We start from the raw sequence: 19,839 nt of genomic DNA, 5'->3' as shown, positions 1-19,839 counted from the left end.
GGGCAGAGGGATAAGGGCGTGGGGTTGGACTACTCTCTACCCTTCGCCTGCCCCATGCCCTTACCCCTCTGCCCTTCCTCTGTCCGTAACTGTACGCAACGCGTCCGTTTGCGGACACTTCTTTACAAAAACGCAAAGCTACCTGCTGATTATCAGTAATTTAATTTTCTGGTATAGCATTTGGGCAGTTTCGTATGGCGCCAACTTCTACTCCAGTCATGCTACGAAACTATCTGCTCATAGCCCTTCGTAATTTACGAAAACACAAAACCTTCAGCTTCATCAACATCACGGGGGTGGCCGTCGGGCTGGCGTGTTTTCTGCTGATTGCGCTCTATGTCAAAGACGAGCTAAGCTACGACCGATACAACACCCATGCCGACCACATTTACCGGGTATCCCGCACATTCCTTTCCTCGGAAGGTACGCCCTCGTTAAAGCTGGCGCAACTGGCTCCGCCTTTTGGTCCACTGATCAGGCAGGATTTCCCGGAAGCCGAGCAGGTAGTTCGGACGATCGACAACAGCGGGCTGATTCGCTACGGCGAGCACTCGTTCAATGAGCAGGACCTCTATTTTGCCGAGGGCAATCTGTTTAAAGTCTTCGACTTCAAGCTCCTCAGCGGCAACCCCGACCATGCCCTGGTCAATCCATTTTCGATCCTATTCTCCCGGCCTATGGCGGAGAAATATTTCGGTCACGAGAATCCGGTGGGCAAAATTGTTCGCCTGAATAACCAGTTCGACCTGACTGTTACGGGTGTCTTCGAACCCCTACCCGCTCAGGCGCATTTTCACCCGAATTTTCTGGCGTCATTCAGCACGTTCAACGATAACCGTGTTTACGGCACGGAACGCCTGCGCACCAATTGGGGAAACAACGCCTTCAGCACCTATATTTTGCTAAAACCGGGCGTCGACCCTAAACGTGTAGAAGCGGCTTTCCCGGCTTTTCAGGATAAGCATATCCCTGCCGAAGAAGGTAACAAACCCTCGAAATGGTCGGTGCTGAACCTCCAGAAGCTAACCGATATCCACCTGCGTTCGCACACCGACTCGGAACTGGAGCCTACCGGCGACATGAGCTATATTTATTTGTTTTCGGCCATCGGTCTGTTCATTTTGTTGATCGCCTGCATCAACTACATGAATCTGGCCACCGCCCGCTCCGCCGGACGAGCCAAAGAGGTTGGGATGCGCAAGGTTGTAGGGGCTTTGCGCACCCAGCTCATTGGTCAGTTTCTGAGCGAATCCATTCTGCTGGTCACCTTTGCGCTGAGTATCGCGGTCGTGCTGGTGGTGTTATGCCTGCCCGCGCTGAACGATTTCACTCAAAAGCAACTGTCGTTCCAGCAACTCCTCGACCCAATTTTCCTCAGCATCCTGATCGGCATTACGCTGCTGACCGGGTTGGTAGCAGGTAGCTATCCGGCTTTCTTTCTGACGTCGTTCCGGCCGCTGGGTGTGCTGAAAGGGCAGATCGTTTCGGCCATGCGGACCGGCAAGCTGCGGCAGGTGCTGGTCGTTACGCAGTTCGCCATTGCCATCGCGCTGATCATCAGCACGGCGGTGGTCTATAACCAGATGAAATACATTCAGGATTACCGGCTGGGTTACGCCAAAGATCAGGTTCTGCTTCTGCGCGACGTCGGCGATTCGACCACGAATTACGAAACCCTCAAGCAGCAGCTCGTCCAGACGGGGGCCGTCCGCGACATGGGTCGCTCGTCGCGAATTCCGTCGAGTCGGTTGCTCGATTCCTGGGATGCTTCGGCAGCTAAAGGCGACAGCATGGCACCGGTCAAAATCAATCTGCGGGGCCTGCGCGTCGATTATGATTTCATTACAGCCTATCAGATTCCGATGGCGGCCGGCCGGAATTTTTCGCGCGCTTATGGTACCGATACTTCGATGGTCGTTCTGAACGAAACGGCGGTGCGGCAGTTGGGCTGGACACCCGACCAGGCCATTGGCAAACGGTTCCGCTACGGCCCGACCAACGGGCAGGTAATCGGCGTCACGAAGGATTTTCATTTCGAGTCCCTGCACCAGCAGATGTCGGCCATTGCCATGGTGATGTCTACCCAGAACTTCAACTGGATTTCGGTGCCGCTGAAAGGCAACATCCCAACTGCCCTGCAACACGTCGAATCGGTCTGGAAGCAGTTCTTCCCCGAACGGCCGTTCGACTACCAGTTTCTGGACGAACGCTTCGACCGGCTCTACGCCCGCGAACAGACCCAACAGATTCTGTTCAGTATTTTTGCCGGTATCGCCATTCTGATTTCCTGCATGGGTCTGTTTGGATTGTCGATGTTCATGGCCGAGCAGCGCACCAAAGAAATCGGCATCCGGAAAGTACTGGGGGCGTCGGAAGCCAGCCTGGTAGCTTTGTTTTCGAAAGATTTCATGAAGCTGGTGCTCATCGCGCTGGTCATTGCCTCGCCCATCGCCTGGTATGCGATGTACACCTGGCTGGCTGATTTTGCCTACCGCACTACCATTCACTGGTGGGTTTTCCTGCTGGCGGGTGGCCTGACGGTCCTGATTGCGCTCCTGACCGTCAGTTTCCAGAGCATAAAAGCGGCCCTAACCAATCCCATCAAATCACTACGGTCGGAATAGTGTAGGGGGAAGGGGTAAGGGCACAGGGGTAAGGGAGGTGTAGTACCCTCTGCCCCATACCCTTACCCCCATGCCCTCCGCCCTTCCCCCTCTACCCCTATGCTCAAAAGTTATCTCACCACCGCCCTTCGCGCGCTTAGGCGCAACTGGAGTTATTCGGTCATCAATGTGCTGGGGCTTACGCTCAGCCTGGCCTGCTGTCTGCTGCTGTTTCTGGCCATTCGCTATGAGCTGAGTTTCGACCGGCACAATGCCCACGCCGATCAGGTGTATCGGATGGTGTCGTATGACATAACCGCCAACGAGGACCGGCGGAATGTAGGCATGCCACTCCCAGCCCTGGCGGCCTTACGAAACGATTTTCCGAACCTGAAGCACGATATCACTCTGGTCAACCGAATTGCCAATGTGGTGGTGAGCGTGCGGGACAAGGGCGGCCGGGCTGCGAAAAAATTCCAGGAGGGCGATGGCGTCGTAGCCTTCGTAGAACCCGAATATTTCCGGCTGTTCGATTACGGCTGGAAAAGCGGTAGCCCCCAAACCTCCGTTTCCAGCCCGAATACCGTAGTGCTGAGCGAGCGGATGGCGCAGAAATATTTCGGCACCAGTCAGGCCATTGGCAAAACCTTACGGGTTGAGAACAAACTGGATTTTGTGGTAAGCGGTATCGTGCAGGAACTACCCGTCACGACGAGCGTACCGTTTGAAATGCTACTGTCGTTTGCTTCGCTGAAGCAGTACGGCGCTTATACGAACTGGGATGACTGGCAGTCGACCTACGGCGGGGCGCAGATTTACCTGAAACTGCCCGGCAGTCCGGCCGACCAGGCCAGCGCTTCGGCACAGATGGAACAGCAACTGGCGGGCTTTGTCAAAAAATACCACCGCCCCGAAGATGCGCATGACCTGCGCTACCAGTTACAACCGCTGACGGCAATCCATTTCGACACCCGAACGGATAATTATGCCAAGCGAGCCGTCAGCAAAGAAATGATCTGGGCGATGGCGCTGATCGGCTTGTTTATTCTGGTTACGGCCTGTGTCAATTTTATCAATCTGGCCACCGCACAGGCCATCCGCCGGGCCAAGGAAGTGGGTGTTCGGAAAGTGCTGGGCAGCTCGCGCGGGCAACTGGTCCGGCAGTTTCTGGGCGAAACCGGTGTGCTGACAGGTTTGGCTATGGTGCTTGCCTTACTGGTGGCACAGCTTGCGCTGCCATACGTAGGCGAGTTGCTCAACATCAAACCGGGGGCCGCTCACCTGTTCGACCCAACGGTAATCGGATTTCTGTTTATTCTGGGAATTCTCACGACCGGGCTGGCGGGTTTTTATCCGGCCTTAGTGCTGTCGGGTTACCAGCCGATTCTGGCCCTGAAAGGCAAACTCCGCGCGTCGGCGCAGGGCAGCGGGAATGCACAGCTGTCACTTCGTCGGGGGCTGATCGTGGGGCAATTTGCGATTTCACAGTTGCTCATCATCGGCACCATCATCGCCTACAACCAGATGACCTATTTCCGGTCCGCCGATTTAGGATACAGCCACGACGCCGTGGTATCGGTCCTGATTCCTGAGAAAAAGCCAGGCCAGCTGGAGAGTTTGAAAGCCAAACTGACAGGTTTACCGGGTATTCAGTCGATGAGCTTTGCCATGACCACTCCGTCGTCATCCAGCAACTGGACAACGGGTTTCCGGTTCGGCAATTCAGACAAAGAACCGGATTACGGCGTACTGATGCGCCCGGCGGACACGGCGTACATCCACACCTACGGCCTGCGACTGCTGGCCGGACGCATGTACCAGCCTGCCGACAGCATTCGGGAGTTTGTGATTAACGAAGCGTTTATGAAGCGGCTGGGCTTTCAAAAGCCTGACCAGGTCATCGGGAAGCTGATGACCGTAAACGGCGAAGACGTGAAAAAGCCGATTGTGGGCGTCGTGAAGGATTTCAACATGTTCTCACTGCACCAACGGATCGAGCCCAGCGTGCTGACTTCCTACCGCGACCAATACCGTAATCTGGGAATTAAACTGGCCGAGGGTTATACCAGTCCCGAACGCATCAGCCAGCTACTGAAAACCGTCGAAACGGCCTGGAATGCCACCTTCCCCGACTTCGTGTTCCGGTATACGTTCCTGAACGAAACCCTCGCCAATTTCTACCAGACCGAAGAACGGATGTATTCGCTCTTCCGGCTGCTGGCAGGCATCGCCATTTTCATCGGTTGCCTGGGTCTGTATGGCGTGGTAGCGTTTATGGCTGAGACACGCACCAAAGAAGTCGGCATCCGGAAAGTGCTCGGCGCGTCGACGGCGCATATTTTCGGCCTGTTCTCCACCGATTTTGTAAAGCTCGTTCTGGTTGCACTGGTCCTCAGCTCGCCGTTGGCCTGGTATATCATGCATCAGTGGCTACAGAAATTTGCTTATAAGATTGATATCGAATGGTGGATGTTTGCCCTGGCCGGTCTGTTTGCCGTCGGTATCGCCCTCCTAACCGTGAGCTTCCAGAGCATCAAAGCCGCCCTGGTCAACCCGATTAAAAGTTTGCGAAGTGAGTAAATAGCGTAGGGCGTAGGGGTAAGGGCAGAGGGGGACTGGCCCCATGCTCCTACCCCTACGCCCTACGCCCTCTGCCCTTACCCCTACGCCCTTACCCCTATGCTTCTAAACTATCTCAAAATCGCCGTTCGGAATTTGCTCAGAAGCAAATCGTTCTCCGTCATCAACATCTTCGGACTGTCGGTGGGGATGACCTGTTGCCTGCTGTTGCTGCTGTATATCCGCAGCGAAATGTCGTTCGACAAGCACCATCAGCATGCCCATGAATTGTACCTGATGGCGCAGGAAACCATCATCGGCAAAGGCAGTAAAGACGCAGGAAGCGATCTCAGCTCGACCGCATCGGCTCCGTATGCGTTTGCGCTGAAAGCCGAATTTCCGGAGATCGACCAGGTGGCCCGCCTGTGGTCCAACATCATCGACGACAAGGCCCTGCTCCAGGTTCGGGAAGGCGGTAAAGCTGTGAAATCTTTCTACGAAACCAAGGGCTATCAGGTCGATTCGACTTTTTTCGAGCTGTTTTCGTACCAGTTTACGGAAGGAAACGCTCGCACCGCTCTGGTCGACCGGAATTCGGTGGTTCTGTCGGAAGCTATTGCCCGCAAGCTGTTTGGCGATCGCCCGGCGCTGAACAAAATCATCCGCATTGGTGGCACTTCGGGAAATAGCGAGGATTTCAAAGTAACCGGTGTGTATCGGGACGAAAGCGCGCGTTCGCACATCGACGCCAAATTCTTCCTGCCCATTTCGGCCGGGTGGGTCGGAGGGTTCCTCCGCGACTCGAAGCTGGACTTCTGCTGCAACAACATGTTTGTGACGTACCTGAAGCTACGGCCCGGCGCTGACCCCGCCCAACTGGCGAAGAAATTCCCGGCCTTCATGGCGAAGTATGCCAGCAACGATCTGAAAGCCGTGGGCTTCGGCAAAAAACTGTTTCTGGTTCCTGTTCCCGACCTGCACCTTTACGACCAGATCGGCACCGTGGTTACGCCCACCAACACCCGAACCTACCTGTACATACTGGCGTCGATTGCCATCTTCACCTTACTGATTGCCTGCATCAACTTCATGAATCTGTCGACGGCCCGATCGGCTAAACGGGCGGCCGAAGTCGGGGTCCGAAAGGTGATGGGCGCCGAACGGGGTTCGCTGATCGGGCAGTTTCTGGGCGAATCGATGGTGCTGTCGCTGCTGGCACTGGTGATTGCGCTGGGGCTTGTAATGCTCTCGCTGCCGGTATTCAATCAGCTGACGGCTAAATCGCTGCATTTTTCCGAGCTGGCAGAACCCCGCATCATCCTGGCGTTTATTGGCCTGGCGTTGCTTACGGGACTGTTTGCGGGCAGTTATCCGGCTTTTTATCTGTCGCTGTTCAATCCGGCGCAGGTACTCAAAGGGAAATTTACAAATACCCTGTCGGCCGTTGCGTTACGTCGTGGGCTGGTTGTGTTTCAGTTCGTGATTTCCGTCGGGCTGGTGCTGGCAACGTTCGTCATTCAGGAGCAGATGCGCTACCTGCGAAACGCATCGCTGGGTTTTACACAGGATCAGCAGATTGCCATTCCACTGAGCAGCAAGGAAGCGCGCGACATTTACAGGCCCCTTCGCAACGAAATCCAGCGAAACCATCAGGTACTGGGCGCGGCCGGAACCCAGTATTACCCCGGTATCAATAACGCCACCGACTTTTTGCTGTACCGGCCGGAACAGGGGCCCTTGACCGGCCAGTCGATCAAAACCGACTGGGTCGATTATGACTACCTGCAGAATATGGGCTTCAAACTGCTTACGGGGCGGATGTTCTCCCGGCAGTTCCCCGGCGATACCAGCAACCGGATCGTCGTTAACGAAGCCACCTTACGAAAATTCCAGATTCCGCTGACGAAGGCGGTTGGGCAGAAGCTGAATTTCGACTGGCAGGGCCAAACAAATCAGTACGAGATTGTGGGCGTGCTGAAAGATTTTCATTTCGAAAACCTGCACCAGGCTATTCAACCGTACACGTTTCTGCTGAACAGCCAGCCTAACTATAACCATTTACTGGTACACGTCAACACCGCCAACATGGAGTCGGTGCTGGCTTTTCTGGAACAGAAATGGAAAACCCTGCGCCCCGACGAACCCTTCCAGTATACGTTCGTCAACGAAGATTTTCAGAAGAACTACGAAGCCGAGGCCCGAACGTCGCGCATTGTGGGTTATTTCACGGCTATTTCCATTCTGATTTCGTGCCTGGGCTTATTCGGGCTGGCCGCTTTTGCCGCGCAGCAGCGCACGAAAGAGATTGGCGTCCGGAAAGTGCTCGGCGCCAGCGTAACCAACATTGTGCTGTTGCTCTCCCGCGATTTCCTGATGCTGGTGCTGATAGCCATTCTGATTGCGACACCCATCGGCTGGTGGGCCATGCATCAGTGGCTGCAGAATTTTGCCTACAAAATCGACATGCCATGGTGGGTCTTCGTCGGGGCGGGTGCGCTGGCGCTGGCCATTGCCTTCGTCACCGTCAGTTTTCAAAGCATCAAAGCCGCGCTGATGAATCCGGTGAAGAGTTTGCGGTCGGAGTAGGGAAGGGCATGGGGCAGAGGGTAAAACGCGCTCCTGCCCCATGCCCTTCCCTACTCAAAAATAGTTGGTAGCTGAACCGTAAAGCCGGTATTTGGGTCGTGCAGTGTGTCGGCTTCGTAAAAAAATTGATAATGCCCCGGACGATCGTAAACAAATATGCCTTTTACAGCCGGGACCACGATCCAGCAGGACTTTACACCAAAGCTGAAATAAATGTCTGTTTTATCAACCATTTGTTCCAGGCTCTGCGACGGCGACTGTATCTCGATACAAACCAAAGGAGCGTCGGTACGTTTGGACGGTTCATGCTGATAATCCAGTGTAATGGCTGGATAAATGACAACGTCGGGCGTAGTTCCATCGGGCAGCGTAGCCAGGGTTACTTCGCTGGCAATGCGGTACTGACTTCGATAAACAGTTTTAAGCTCAAACACCAGGTTAGCCTGGATAGAACCGTGGGTAAGATTAGGCATGGGTTTACCTCGTTCACGCTCATAGTCGGAAAGGATATCAACAAAAGTTTCCATAACGAAACGGGCTTTTCAGATTCAAGATCAAATATACACAACATACCGATTCTATTACAAATCTTCAATAACATGAAAACGCTTATAACCAGCTTATTGGCACTAACCAGCTATCTGGCCGCTGCGCAACATTCATCGATCAGTCGCAGCATTAACGACGACGAAAAAACCCTGTCGATCAAGGTACAGGGCACCATCGACGGCAAACCGGTTGATTACGACCGTAGCTACGATGTCTCGCACCTGAGCCTGACTGAACGAAACGCCCTGCGCGAACGGGTGCTGGATTCGCTCAACATCAACATGCCCGAACCGCCCGAGCCCCCGACCCTCCCGAAAGCCCCTGGTGCCCCGGCTGCGCCCAAAGCACCTAAAGCTCCCCGTCTGGATCGTGATCATGAGTCGGTAACCATGATTACCGGGGATAAGCCCAAAATATGGGTTAGCGAAGGAAATAAGCAGGCCGTAGCCGTCGGCGGAAAGAATCCGTACACCAAGGAAGTGAACTACGACTCGGAATCGGGGAAGCTGTATCTACGGTATAAATTCCAGAAAGACGGGGAAGAGATTACCTACGAGCGTACGCTCAACGCCCGCGACAAGTCGCAGCAGGAGCGGCAGCGCATCATCGACGAGATCGAAAAAGAAATTGGCATTCCGGCTGCCAGCAACTAACAGGCCTTTCGCCAGGAGTCGTACTCCTCCCAGCAACACCCTACCCCCTCTGCCCTTACCCCTTTCCCCTATGCTCCTGAACTACCTGAAAATCGCCTGGCGGAATCTGGTCAACCAGCGAGCCTACACGCTGATCAACTTGTCGGGGCTAAGCCTGGGGTTGGCCTGTGTGCTGCTGATTACGCTGTACCTCAAAAACGAACTAACCTTCGATGGGTTTCTCGACAAGGCAGACCGCATTTACCGACTGACCACGACAACCACCAACGCGGATGGAACGGAACTGAAAAACCGAACGGGCAATACCGGGGCCGTGCATGGTCCTTCGTTTGCGGGCAGCATTCCGGATATCGAGTCGATGACGCGGATGATGGGCGTTTCGTTCAACGTTCGGCGCGACAGGGAAGGGTTTTATCAGGATGCGCACTATGTCGACACCAATTTCTTTCAGACCTTCTCGCTACCGCTGCTGGAAGGCACGCCCCGGTCGGTTTTCAGCACGATCAACTCGGTTGTACTGACCGAAAAAAGTGCGCTGAAATACTTCGGGACGACCCACGTGCTGGGGCAAACATTGGGTGTGGAGATGAACGGTGCGTTCGAGCCGTTAGTCGTAACGGGGGTTGCCCGAAATCCGCTCCCCAACTCATCGCTACAGTTCGAAATGCTGCTGTCGTTCGACTACCTCGAACGTAATTATAAGAACGACCAGTGGCTTAGTCAGTATCTGGCTACGTTCTTCGTTCTTCGACCGGATGCGGATCCGGCCGCGGTCGAGCGAAAACTGGGCCAGGTCTTTGCTGTGCTGGGCCGGGAGCAGGTTGCCAAAGCGGCTCAGGAACGTGGCTATCCGGAACAGCGCCGGTTTGGGCTGCAGCCCCTGACCGACATTCACCTGACCCTGGACTATGGCGGAGGCAACGAACTCGCCATGCCGACTAGTCCGCTTATGCTGTATCTGCTGGGTGGCCTGGCCGTGTTTATTCTGACGATTGCCTGCATAAATTTTGTCAATCTGACCATTGCCCGCTCGCTCCGCCGAGCACGTGAAGTGGGCGTACGGAAGGTCGTCGGTGGCAAACGCAGTCAGTTGATCGGACAGTTTCTGGGCGAATCGCTGCTGCTCAGTACGGTTGCATTCGGTTTGGCGCTTGCACTGGCGCAGCTCGTTCTACCGTTTTTCAATGCCGTTGCCGGTCAGCAGCTCAGCCTGGCGTATCTGCTCGACATCCGGCTGGTGCTGACCTATGCAGGCCTGCTCATGCTCACAGCCGTGCTGGCGGGTTCCTATCCTGCTTTTGTGCTGTCGAGATTCAATCCGTCGCGGGTGCTGTACGGACGCGGGGCGCTTCAGGGTAAGAATTACCTGAGCCAGGGTCTGGTCGTGGTGCAGTTTGCGTTATCGGTTTTTCTGATTGTAGCCACGCTCGCCGTATTCAAACAGTTTGATTTCCTGACCACCAAAGACCTGGGCTACCAGCCCGAAAACCTGGTTCGCATGGACCTGCCTACCCTGCGAGACGGTAACGACAGAGCAACCCGGCTGTTCCGGCAAAAACTCACGAATCAGCCCGGCATTGTCAGTATGACGGCCAAAAACCGGCTCGATGAGTACACCAGCGTTCGAACCGAAGCGAAAACGATCGACGTGAATTACCTGCGCATCAATGAAAACTACCTGCCGACGATGGGGATCAAACTAGCGCAGGGGCGCAACTTCTCGACAGCCTACGCGTCCGATACGCTCGACAATGCGCTGGTCAACGAAAGCTTCGTTCGGGAGGCTGGCTGGCAACAACCGATTGGTCAACGGGTTGTTTTTCCCGACCGAAATCAGAAGGCATACCGGGTGGTGGGTGTGGTCCGCGATTACCATTTTTCGTCGCTGCACGAAACCATCCGACCGCAGGTGTTCGTGGGCGATGCGGAACTGGCTTTCGGAGAAATCTGGCTTCGGATTCAGCCGAAAACAACCGCCCAGACGATGGCTTTGCTGGCTCGCACCTTCCAGAAAGTTATCCCGCAGCATTTTTACCACGCTCAGTTTCTGGATGCGGTTCTGGCACAGCAGTATGACCTGGAAGTGCGGCTTCGGCAGATGATTACCTGGGCGGCCGGACTGTGTCTGTTCATCTCATGCCTGGGCTTGTTTGGCATCGCCACTTTCTCGGCCGAACGGCGTACCAAAGAAATCGGGGTGCGCAAAGTACTCGGGGCATCGGTTACCGAAGTAGCGACTCTGCTCTCCCGCGACCTGCTCTGGCTGCTCCTGCCTGCGCTCCTGATTGCGGTACCGATTTCCTGGCTATCGCTCCATCGCTGGCTCGACACCTACCCGTTTCACGTTCATCTAAGCGGCTGGTTGTTTATCGGCGCGTCCTGTTTTACAATCCTGATTGCTTTATTAACCGTCAGTTTCCAAAGCGTAAAAGCCGCGCTGCTGAACCCCGTGAAGAGTTTGCGATCTGAGTAGGGAAGGGCAGAGGGGAAAGGGCAGAGGAAAAAAACATACTCTTGCCCCTGCCCTTCCCCCTCTGCCCTTCCCTTTTCACTACCCAAAAATTTCCTTAACCCCCAACTCGATACCGGTGACAGCGTCAGTAAGGGTATCATTTTCGGAGAAGAAGCGGTATTTGCCGAACGAGGAATAAACCGAAATAGCCTGAAAGCTGGGCATGACCAGCCAGCAGGATTTTACGCCTGCGTTGAAATAGCGTTCAAACTTAGCCACAATGTCAGCATCAGACTGAGAAGGAGAAATGATTTCTATAACTGTCAGCGGCATCTCGGTCATCGAGGTCACGTCGTGCATAAAATCGCTTTGCAGCTTTGGGTAGATAGCAATATCTGGCACGGCATCAGGCCGTTGGGGCATGGTAATATTGATTTCAGGGAGGATAGAATACTGGTCTCGATAATGAAGTTTTAGCGCAAAAGTCAAGTTGCCTTGTATAATTGAATGGTTCAGTGTTGGCATGGGTTTACCGCGCTCCAATTCGTAATCAGATACTTGTTCGATGATTGCATCCATAATCGACAGTATTTTTTGGCAGAGTGAAAATCAAAGATAATCATAACAAATAAACAGTTACTTACTCCTCAGTAATTCTTTGGCGGAGGGTAGAGGGCATGGGGTAGAGGGGTAAGGGTAGGAGTGCGCTTTACCCTCACCCCCATGCCCTGTGCCCCATACCCCTCTGCCCTATGCCCCTGTCCGCTACCGTCCGCACGCCGTCCGTTTGCGGACATTTTCCGAACGTGCAATAACGACAAGCTACTGACAACTAACCACTTAGAATCGTGGTACGTGATTTGGGCGTATATACCCAGCGTTTAACATCATGCCCTCGGCCCAACGCCCTATGCTAACGAACTACGTCAAAATTGCCTGGCGGAACCTGGTCCGCAACAAAGCGTTCTCAGCCATCAACATTGTCGGACTAGCCATTGGTCTGGCTACGTGCCTGATCATCAGCCTGTTTGTGCTCGATGAACTGAGTTACGACCGCTACAACGAAAAGGCCGACCGAATTGTGCGGGTCTTTTTTCAGGGGACGATGCAGGGAGGAACCATGAAGGAGGCTCACGTGATGCCACCGGTGGCGCAGACCCTGAAAGCCGACTATCCGGAAGTGGAAGAAGCCACCCGAATTCGTACAGCGGGGGCGCCATTCATTACGGTCGGCGACAAAACGTTTCGGGATGACCGGTTAGCCTATGTCGATTCCAATTTCTTTCAGGTGTTCACGCTTCCGCTGATTCAGGGCGATGCCAAAACGGCGCTGGTCCAGCCAAATACGGCCGTTATTACGCAGGCGATGGCGCAGAAGTTTTTCGGCGAAACCAACCCAATGGGGCAGCTCTTAACCATTAAAAGCTGGAATACGGTCTATAAAGTTACCGGTGTCATCGACAAAGTACCCGTTAACTCCCATTTTCATTTCGACATGTTTTTGTCGATGGCCGGTTTGCCCGACGCAAAATCAACGTCCTGGATGACTTCAGAGTTCTTCACGTACCTGACCTTGCCGAAAGGATACGACTACACACAACTGGAGGCCAAACTGCCCCAGGCGGTGGAGAAATACATGGGTCCGCAGATCCAGCAGGCATTCGGCATGAGCTACAGCCAGTTTCGACAGAAAGGAAATAACCTTGGCCTGTATTTGATGCCACTGACGGATATTCACCTGCATGCGTCGTTTGGCTACGACCTGACTCCTCCCGGCGACATTCAGTACGTCTACATTTTCGGAGCCATTGCCTTATTTATGCTGCTGATCGCCTGTATCAACTTCATGAATCTGTCGACGGCTGGAGCCTCGAAACGGGCCAAAGAAGTGGGCATTCGGAAGGTGATGGGATCGGTCCGGCAAAGCCTGACTTCACAATTTCTGATTGAGTCGCTGTTACTGACGGCGATTGCCCTGGTATTGGCGGTGGCTGTCGTTTATTTGGCCCTACCGCTCTTCAACGAGCTGGCAGGAAAGGAGTTGACCTTAAATTTCACTACCAGTCCCTGGCTGCTGGCGGCTTTATTACTGCTTGGAATTCTGGTAGGCATACTGGCCGGAAGCTACCCTGCCTTTTTCCTGTCGTCGTTCAAACCGGTTCAGGTACTTAAAGGTACCAAATTTACGGGCGACCGAAAAAGTATTGGCCTGCGTAGCGGACTGGTCGTGGTTCAGTTTTTTATTTCCATTACGCTGATGATCGGTACAACGGTCGTATACAGACAGCTTAACTACATCCAGAACAAGCGATTAGGCTATGAGAAAGATCAGGTACTGGTGCTGCCTGAGACGTGGTTGCTCGACAAAAAAGAAGAGGTGTTCCGAAATCAGATCATGCAGGACCCTGGGGTAGTGAACGTCAGTACGTCGGGGTATTTGCCAGCGGGGCCAAGCAACAACAATAATTTCATGGTCTATCCCGAAAGTAACTCGACCCAGCTGGTAAAAACGCTACGCTACGATGTCGATTACAATTATATTCCAACGCTGGGCATGCAAATGGCGTACGGCCGAAACTTCTCGAAAGCGTATGGTACGGATTCGTCGGGGGTAATTTTGAATGAGACAGCCGCCAAAACGTTAGGCTGGGGCGAAAAAGCCATTGGCCATACCATCAACAGCACCGATAATGCTGGCAAAAAGACAACGCTCCGTGTGATAGGCATTGTCAAAGATTTTCATTTTCGATCGCTGCATGAGCAGATTTCGCCATTGGTCATGGTGCTGGGTAAAACTTCGGGTACGGTGATTGTGAAGATCAAAACCAAAGACATCAGTGGGCTGCTGGCTACGTTGAAAAAACAGTGGGAGCAATTGACGACCGAAGCGCCCTTTACGTACTCGTTCCTCGACGAGCGTTTCAACGACACGTATCTGGCCGAACAGAAAACCGGCCGGATTCTGGGTATTTTCGCCGGGCTGACCATTTTCGTGGCTTGCCTGGGTCTGTTCGGTCTGGCAACGTTCACGGCCGAGCAGCGCACCAAGGAGATCGGCGTGCGCAAAGTGCTCGGCGCCAGCGTGCCCAGTATTGTGGGCCTGCTTTCGCGGGATTTCCTCAAACTGGTGGCCATCGCGATCGTCCTGGCCACACCCTTAGCCTGGTACGCCATGGATCGCTGGCTACAGGATTTCGCTTATCGCATCAAAGTTGAATGGTGGATGCTGGCCTTAGCCGGTGTGCTGGCCGTGGGCATCGCCCTGCTAACGGTCAGCTTCCAGAGCATCAAAGCCGCGCTGGTGAACCCGATTAAAAGTTTGCGAAGTGAATAATTGTAGGGCAAAGGGGTAAGGGAAGAGGGTGACTGGCCCCATGCCCCTATGCCCCTACACATCTCCCCTTTGCCCTACACCCTCTGCCCTTACCCCTACCCCCTATGCTAACGAACTACCTGAAAATCGCCTGGCGGAATTTGCGGAAAGACAAATTCTATAGCCTGATCAACATTCTGGGACTGACCATCGGCGTTACCTGTGGTCTGCTCCTGCTGCTGTACGTTACGGATGAACTGAGCTACGACCGCTACCAGACCAAAGCGTCTCAGATTTACCGGATTGTCTCGCACATCACCGAGCCCGACAAAGTGAATCGCTGGAGCAGCACCCAACCCGCGCTGGCGCCGACTTTGAAGAAAGACTATCCGTTCGTCAAAAATTACGTCCGGTTTTTTCCGTACGGTCGGGTTATGTTCCGGCAGGGCGACAAGCGGTTTTATGAAGACGATATCTATGCCGCCGATTCCACCGTCTTCGATGTGTTCAGCTATAAGTTTGTGGAAGGCGACCCCCGAACGGCGCTGGCGCAGCCCGGTAGCGTCGTGCTGACGCAGAAAGCCGCGCAGAAATTTTTCGGCTCAAAGAGCGCGGTCGGGCAGTCGCTGCAAACCAACGACACGACGTTTTATAAAGTGACGGCTGTACTGGAAGACGTTCCGAAGAACTCCCATTTCACCTTCAACGGCCTGATGTCCATCGGGCAGAATGAACGAAACCAGGCCACCAACTGGGGCGGTTTTTATCTGTACTCCTACCTGGTGCTACCCGAAAACTTCGATACCAAAATTCTCGAAAGTAAATTTCCGCAGGTATATGACAAGTACATTGGCCCGATTTTCAAGCGGATGGGAATCAAAGTCACCTACGAACTACAGCCGTTAACCCGCATCCATTTGTATTCAAACATGGAAGGCGAGTCCAATGGGAACATCGGCTACGTCTATACCTTCAGTGCGGTAGCTTTCTTTATGCTGCTGATTGCCAGCATCAACTACATGAATCTGGCCACCGCCCGTTCGGCCAAACGGGCCAAAGAAGTAGGGCTTCGGAAGGTGATGGGATCGCTGCGGAGCCGATTGATGGCCCAGTTTCTGACCGAATCCGTACTGATGACGGTACTGTCGCTGACTGCCAGCCTGGTTCTGGTGGTTGTGCTGCTACCCTTTTTCAATACCGTTTCGGGCAAAGAAATTCAGTTCCAGGAACTTCTCCAGCCTCAGTTTCTGCTGATTGCGCTGGCGATCGTGGTGTTTACGGGTTTCATCAGCGGTAGTTATCCGGCGTTTTATCTGTCAGCCTTCGAACCAGCAACGGTCCTGAAGGGTGCGTTTAACGCGAAAGGGGGGAGTTTCTTCCGGAAAGCCCTGGTCGTTGCCCAATTCTCGATCTCGCTGACGATGCTCATCTGCACCTGGATCGTGTACAAGCAACTGAATTTCATGCGCAACCACGACCTTGGCTACGACCAGGAGCAGGTGCTGACCATCGATTATCAGAACCAGCAACCCTCCGCTAGCTACAACGCCCTCCGAAATGAGTTGCTGGCCAATCCGAGCATTCGGCAGGTAGCATCGGCTTCGTCACCCGCCAGTAACATCGGCGGGCGGGTCATTTTTACGGTCGAGTCGAACACGGGTCTGAAAGAAATGGGATTCAAGCCCATGCGCATCGATTATAATTACCTGAAAACGATGGGCATCAAGCTCCTGAGCGGTCGCGACTTCTCCGATAAAATACCCGCCGACACACTCAACTCAGTCATTATCAATCAGGCAGTAGTCGACCGGATGGGCTGGAAAGAACCGCTGGGCAAAAAAGTCATTCTGGGAGGCCTGCCCCAGAATGGGCAACCGGCTCCGCCCACGGCGCAGGTGATCGGTGTGGTGAAAGACTTCCACCAACAATCGCTCTACAGCCCGATCGAGCCGCTGATCATGCTCTGCGGCCGGTCCAATCCGGTCATACACATTAAAGTTGAGCCACAAAACATCGATAAAACCGTCGCGTTTATCGGCCAGAAATGGCGCGAAGCGTATCCCGACCGACTATTCGAATATCGCTTTCTGGATCAGGATTTCGAGTCGGCGTATAAAGCCGATGAAGTGCGCGGGCGAATTTTCACCGCTTTTTCGGCCATGACCATCCTGATTGCCTGCCTGGGTTTGTTTGGCCTGGCGACGTTCACAACGGAGCAGCGCATCAAAGAAATCGGGGTGCGCAAAGTCCTCGGCGCATCGGTATCGAGTGTCGTGTTGCTGCTATCCCGCGACTTCACGAAGCTGGTCCTGTTCTCGTTTCCGATAGCCATTCCGCTTGCCTGGTATTCGATGTATACGTGGCTACAGAATTTCCCTTATAAAACCGATATTGGCGTTTGGGTCTTCATAGCCGCCTGCCTGCTCACGCTGTTCATTTGCTGGGCTACTGTCGTCTACCAAAGTGTCAAAGCCGCGCTGGTAAATCCCGTGAAGAGTTTACGGAGTGAGTAGGGATAGGGCAGAGGGTGGTTGGCCCCGGGCCCTTACCCCCGACCCCTACCCCCTCTGCCCTACCCCTTTCCCCTTACCTCTATGCCTATGCTACGCAACTACCTTACCATCACGTTCCGAACGCTGCTGCGGTACCGGACCTACAGTCTGCTCAATATCGTCGGGTTAGCCGTTGGGCTGGCGTGCGGCATTCTGGTTTTCCTGGTCGTTGGGTTTCAGTTGAGCTTCGACACCCATCACCAGAAAGCCGACCGGATCTACCGCATCGTTGCTGAACTTACCCACGAAAACACGACCTATTCGCGCGGCACACCCAAAGCCCTGGCCGAGGTGCTGCGCCGGGACTATCCGTTCATCGAAACGGCGGCCCGCATCAAACGAATGCGCAGTGGTTTGCTAAGCTTACCCAACGCACAGGGTGGATTTTTGAAGAAATTTCAGGAAGACCGAGCCGTGGCGTTTGTCGACCCGAAGCTATTCGACGTCTTTGATTTTCAATGGGCTACCAGTAATCCGCAGGTCGCCCTGAGTAAACCCAACTCGGTTGTACTGACTCAGAAATACGCCCGCAAATATTTCGGGGGAGCCAATCCCATCGGTCGGACGCTCCGGCTGAACAACGCCCTGAATCTGACGGTCACCGGCGTGCTGAAAGACCACCCGACGGCCACTAACCTGAGCGATGAAGTTTATATTTCGTACAACACCGTACCGAGTCTGGGGCCCGACGTGGCCCAGTCGTTTCAGGACTGGGAAAACCTCGACAGTGAGGAGATGACATACGTGACTCTACGCGAAGGAACGCCGGTCAGCCAGTTGGAAGCCAGTTTGCCAGCCGTTGTCCGGAAGCACTATACCGCCCAGGCCGCGGGCATTTATCATTTTCATGCGCAACCGCTCAGCGATGTGCATTTTAATATTAATTACGGCGGCAAGGTGCAGCGGCAACTCATGTACGCCCTGGGATTTGTCGGTTTGTTTCTGGTACTGGCGGCCTGCATCAATTTCATCAACATGGCTACAGCGCACGCGCTTCGACGGTCGAAGGAAGTGGGCGTTCGGAAAGCCATGGGCAGTACGCGCGGTCAGTTGTTCGGCCAGTTCATGACCGAAACGGCGATAATTACCCTGGCGGCTGTCGCGCTGGCGCTCGGCATGGCGCAGGCTAGTTTGCCAGCCGTCAGCAAAGCGATGGCGGTTTTCAACGTTACGTTCTCGCTGACGGCACTACTGGAACCCAGATCGCTGGCGCTGTTCCTATTGCTGATCGGGCTGGTGATTGTGCTGGCTGGTTTCTATCCGTCGCTCGTTGTGTCGGGCTTCAATCCGATTGCCGCTTTGCGCCGAAAAATGACGACGGATCAGGTGGGTGGTATTTCGGTGCGCCGGGGGCTGGTGGTCGTTCAGTTTTTCATCACCCAATTGTTTGTCATCAGTGTACTGGTGATCATGGCCCAGCTGAACTACGTCCGGAATATGGACTTAGGCTTTACCCGCGAGACCGTCCTGACGATTCCGGTGCCGAGCGCCGATCCGCTCAAGCAGGAAACCCTACGGAGCCGGTTGCTTCAGATCGGCGCCATTCAGGATGTGACCCTGGGCAACGCCCCGCCTGCGTCGAACAACATCAACGAAACCACTTTTACCTACGACAACCGAACAGAACCCGAAAAATTCGAAACCAGGACGAAAGTTGGCGACATGCATTACGTCCCCCTGTTCGGGTTGAAGCTACTGGCAGGTCGCAATTTCCGAACCAACGATACGTCTGTGCACGAAATCCTGATCAACGCGATGCTGGTGAAGCGACTGGGCCTGAAATCGGCAGACGAGACGCTGGGAAAACACCTCAACGTTTGGGGAACCGATCATACCATTGTCGGTGTCGTCAACGACTTTCACGTCAACTCACTCCGAAAAGGCGTCGTACCCCTGGTCATTTTCAAGAATTTCTCCGAGAACCAGATGGCCGCGCTGAAACTTAGTTCTACCAACCTACCCCAAACGCTGAAGCAGGTGGAAACCGTCTGGAATGGCTTGTTTCCCGAGCAGGTCTTTCATTTTCAGTTTATGGATGAGATTCTGGACCGGTTCTACACCGCCGAAACCATTATGCTGGGATTTGCGCAGGTCTTCTCGCTGATTGCTATTCTGATCGGCTGTCTGGGATTATATGGGCTGGTTTCCTTTATGGCCGAATCGAAGATGAAAGAAATCGGGGTTCGCAAAGTGCTGGGGGCCAGACTCGGGCAGATTCTCTGGCTCTTCGGTCGGGAGTTTGGCCGGTTAATTCTGCTGGGCTTCCTGGTGGCCGCGCCCCTGGGCTGGTGGCTGATGCACGCCTGGTTGCAGGATTACACGTACCGGATCGAGCTGGCGTGGTGGTACTTCGGCGCGACCCTCCTGCTGGCGACGCTCATCACCTTCGCCACGGTTTCGGTGCAATCCCTGAAAGCCGCGTTGATGAACCCGGTGAAAAGTTTGCGAAGTGAGTAGTCCGAACCGCTCCGGCGGCCCGGACTTGTCCGCCGAATCGTCCGTTTGCGGACAACACCTATAAAGTAAGACCGCCCATACCTCTATCTGTCAGCAATTTAACCCTTTGGTACGA

10 protein-coding genes are annotated in these 19,839 nt (G+C 54.2%); 8 read left to right on the top strand and 2 right to left on the bottom strand.

The genetic code is table 11. The annotated features are described in order from the left end of the window. Positions 1 to 218 precede the first annotated feature (218 nt). The 3 genes from ACYVC2_RS16340 to ACYVC2_RS16330 all read left to right on the top strand — a co-directional run bounded on the left by ACYVC2_RS16340 (position 219) and on the right by ACYVC2_RS16330 (position 7,748). On the top strand, positions 219 to 2,624 hold the full coding sequence (locus tag ACYVC2_RS16340) for an ABC transporter permease (RefSeq protein WP_461103570.1): 2,406 nt from the start codon (positions 219 to 221) through the stop codon (positions 2,622 to 2,624). Positions 2,625 to 2,723: 99 nt separating this feature from the next. Then, on the top strand, positions 2,724 to 5,183 hold the full coding sequence (locus ACYVC2_RS16335; RefSeq protein ID WP_461103568.1) for an ABC transporter permease: 2,460 nt from the start codon (positions 2,724 to 2,726) through the stop codon (positions 5,181 to 5,183). A 99-nt stretch (positions 5,184 to 5,282) separates the two neighbouring features. Then, positions 5,283 to 7,748, top strand: a complete 2,466-nt coding sequence (locus ACYVC2_RS16330; RefSeq protein ID WP_461103566.1) for an ABC transporter permease — start codon at positions 5,283 to 5,285, stop codon at positions 7,746 to 7,748. 50 nt (positions 7,749 to 7,798) lie between these two features. Here the strand turns inward: ACYVC2_RS16330 and ACYVC2_RS16325 are convergent, their stop codons facing one another. Further along, positions 7,799 to 8,275 carry a Uma2 family endonuclease gene (locus ACYVC2_RS16325; protein WP_461103564.1) on the bottom strand — a complete coding sequence of 159 codons (477 nt, stop codon included), beginning with the start codon at positions 8,273 to 8,275 and terminating at the stop codon, positions 7,799 to 7,801. Between the two features lie 72 nt (positions 8,276 to 8,347). On the opposite strand from ACYVC2_RS16325, the gene ACYVC2_RS16320 reads away from it, so the two are divergent. Together ACYVC2_RS16320 and ACYVC2_RS16315 are read left to right on the top strand one after the other, a co-directional pair. Then, positions 8,348 to 8,950 (top strand): lipoprotein 17-related variable surface protein, encoded by a 603-nt coding sequence (locus ACYVC2_RS16320; RefSeq protein WP_461103562.1) that lies wholly within the window; start codon positions 8,348 to 8,350, stop codon positions 8,948 to 8,950. Between the two features lie 70 nt (positions 8,951 to 9,020). Beyond that, positions 9,021 to 11,423: an ABC transporter permease gene (locus ACYVC2_RS16315; RefSeq protein WP_461103560.1), complete on the top strand. Its 2,403-nt coding sequence runs from the start codon at positions 9,021 to 9,023 to the stop codon at positions 11,421 to 11,423. A gap of 78 nt (positions 11,424 to 11,501) precedes the next feature. On the opposite strand, the gene ACYVC2_RS16310 is transcribed toward ACYVC2_RS16315, so the two are convergent. Then, positions 11,502 to 11,981, bottom strand: a complete 480-nt coding sequence (locus tag ACYVC2_RS16310; RefSeq protein ID WP_461103558.1) for a Uma2 family endonuclease — start codon at positions 11,979 to 11,981, stop codon at positions 11,502 to 11,504. A 331-nt stretch (positions 11,982 to 12,312) separates the two neighbouring features. Between ACYVC2_RS16310 and ACYVC2_RS16305 the strand changes: the two genes are divergently transcribed. The 3 genes from ACYVC2_RS16305 (at position 12,313) to ACYVC2_RS16295 (ending at position 19,724) form a co-directional block, all read left to right on the top strand. Further along, positions 12,313 to 14,736: an ABC transporter permease gene (locus ACYVC2_RS16305; protein ID WP_461103556.1), complete on the top strand. Its 2,424-nt coding sequence runs from the start codon at positions 12,313 to 12,315 to the stop codon at positions 14,734 to 14,736. Between the two features lie 104 nt (positions 14,737 to 14,840). Then, the gene (locus ACYVC2_RS16300; RefSeq protein ID WP_461103554.1) at positions 14,841 to 17,228 is read left to right on the top strand and encodes an ABC transporter permease; all 2,388 of its coding nucleotides are present in this window, start codon (positions 14,841 to 14,843) and stop codon (positions 17,226 to 17,228) included. Between the two features lie 87 nt (positions 17,229 to 17,315). Then, entirely contained in the window at positions 17,316 to 19,724 is a 2,409-nt protein-coding gene (locus ACYVC2_RS16295) for an ABC transporter permease (RefSeq protein ID WP_461103552.1), read from the top strand. Positions 19,725 to 19,839 lie beyond the last annotated feature (115 nt).

The sequence above is a fragment of the Spirosoma koreense genome, from assembly GCF_054777875.1.
Note: the sequence above shows the minus strand (reverse complement) of the source record. Positions and strands in the feature narration are given on the sequence as shown.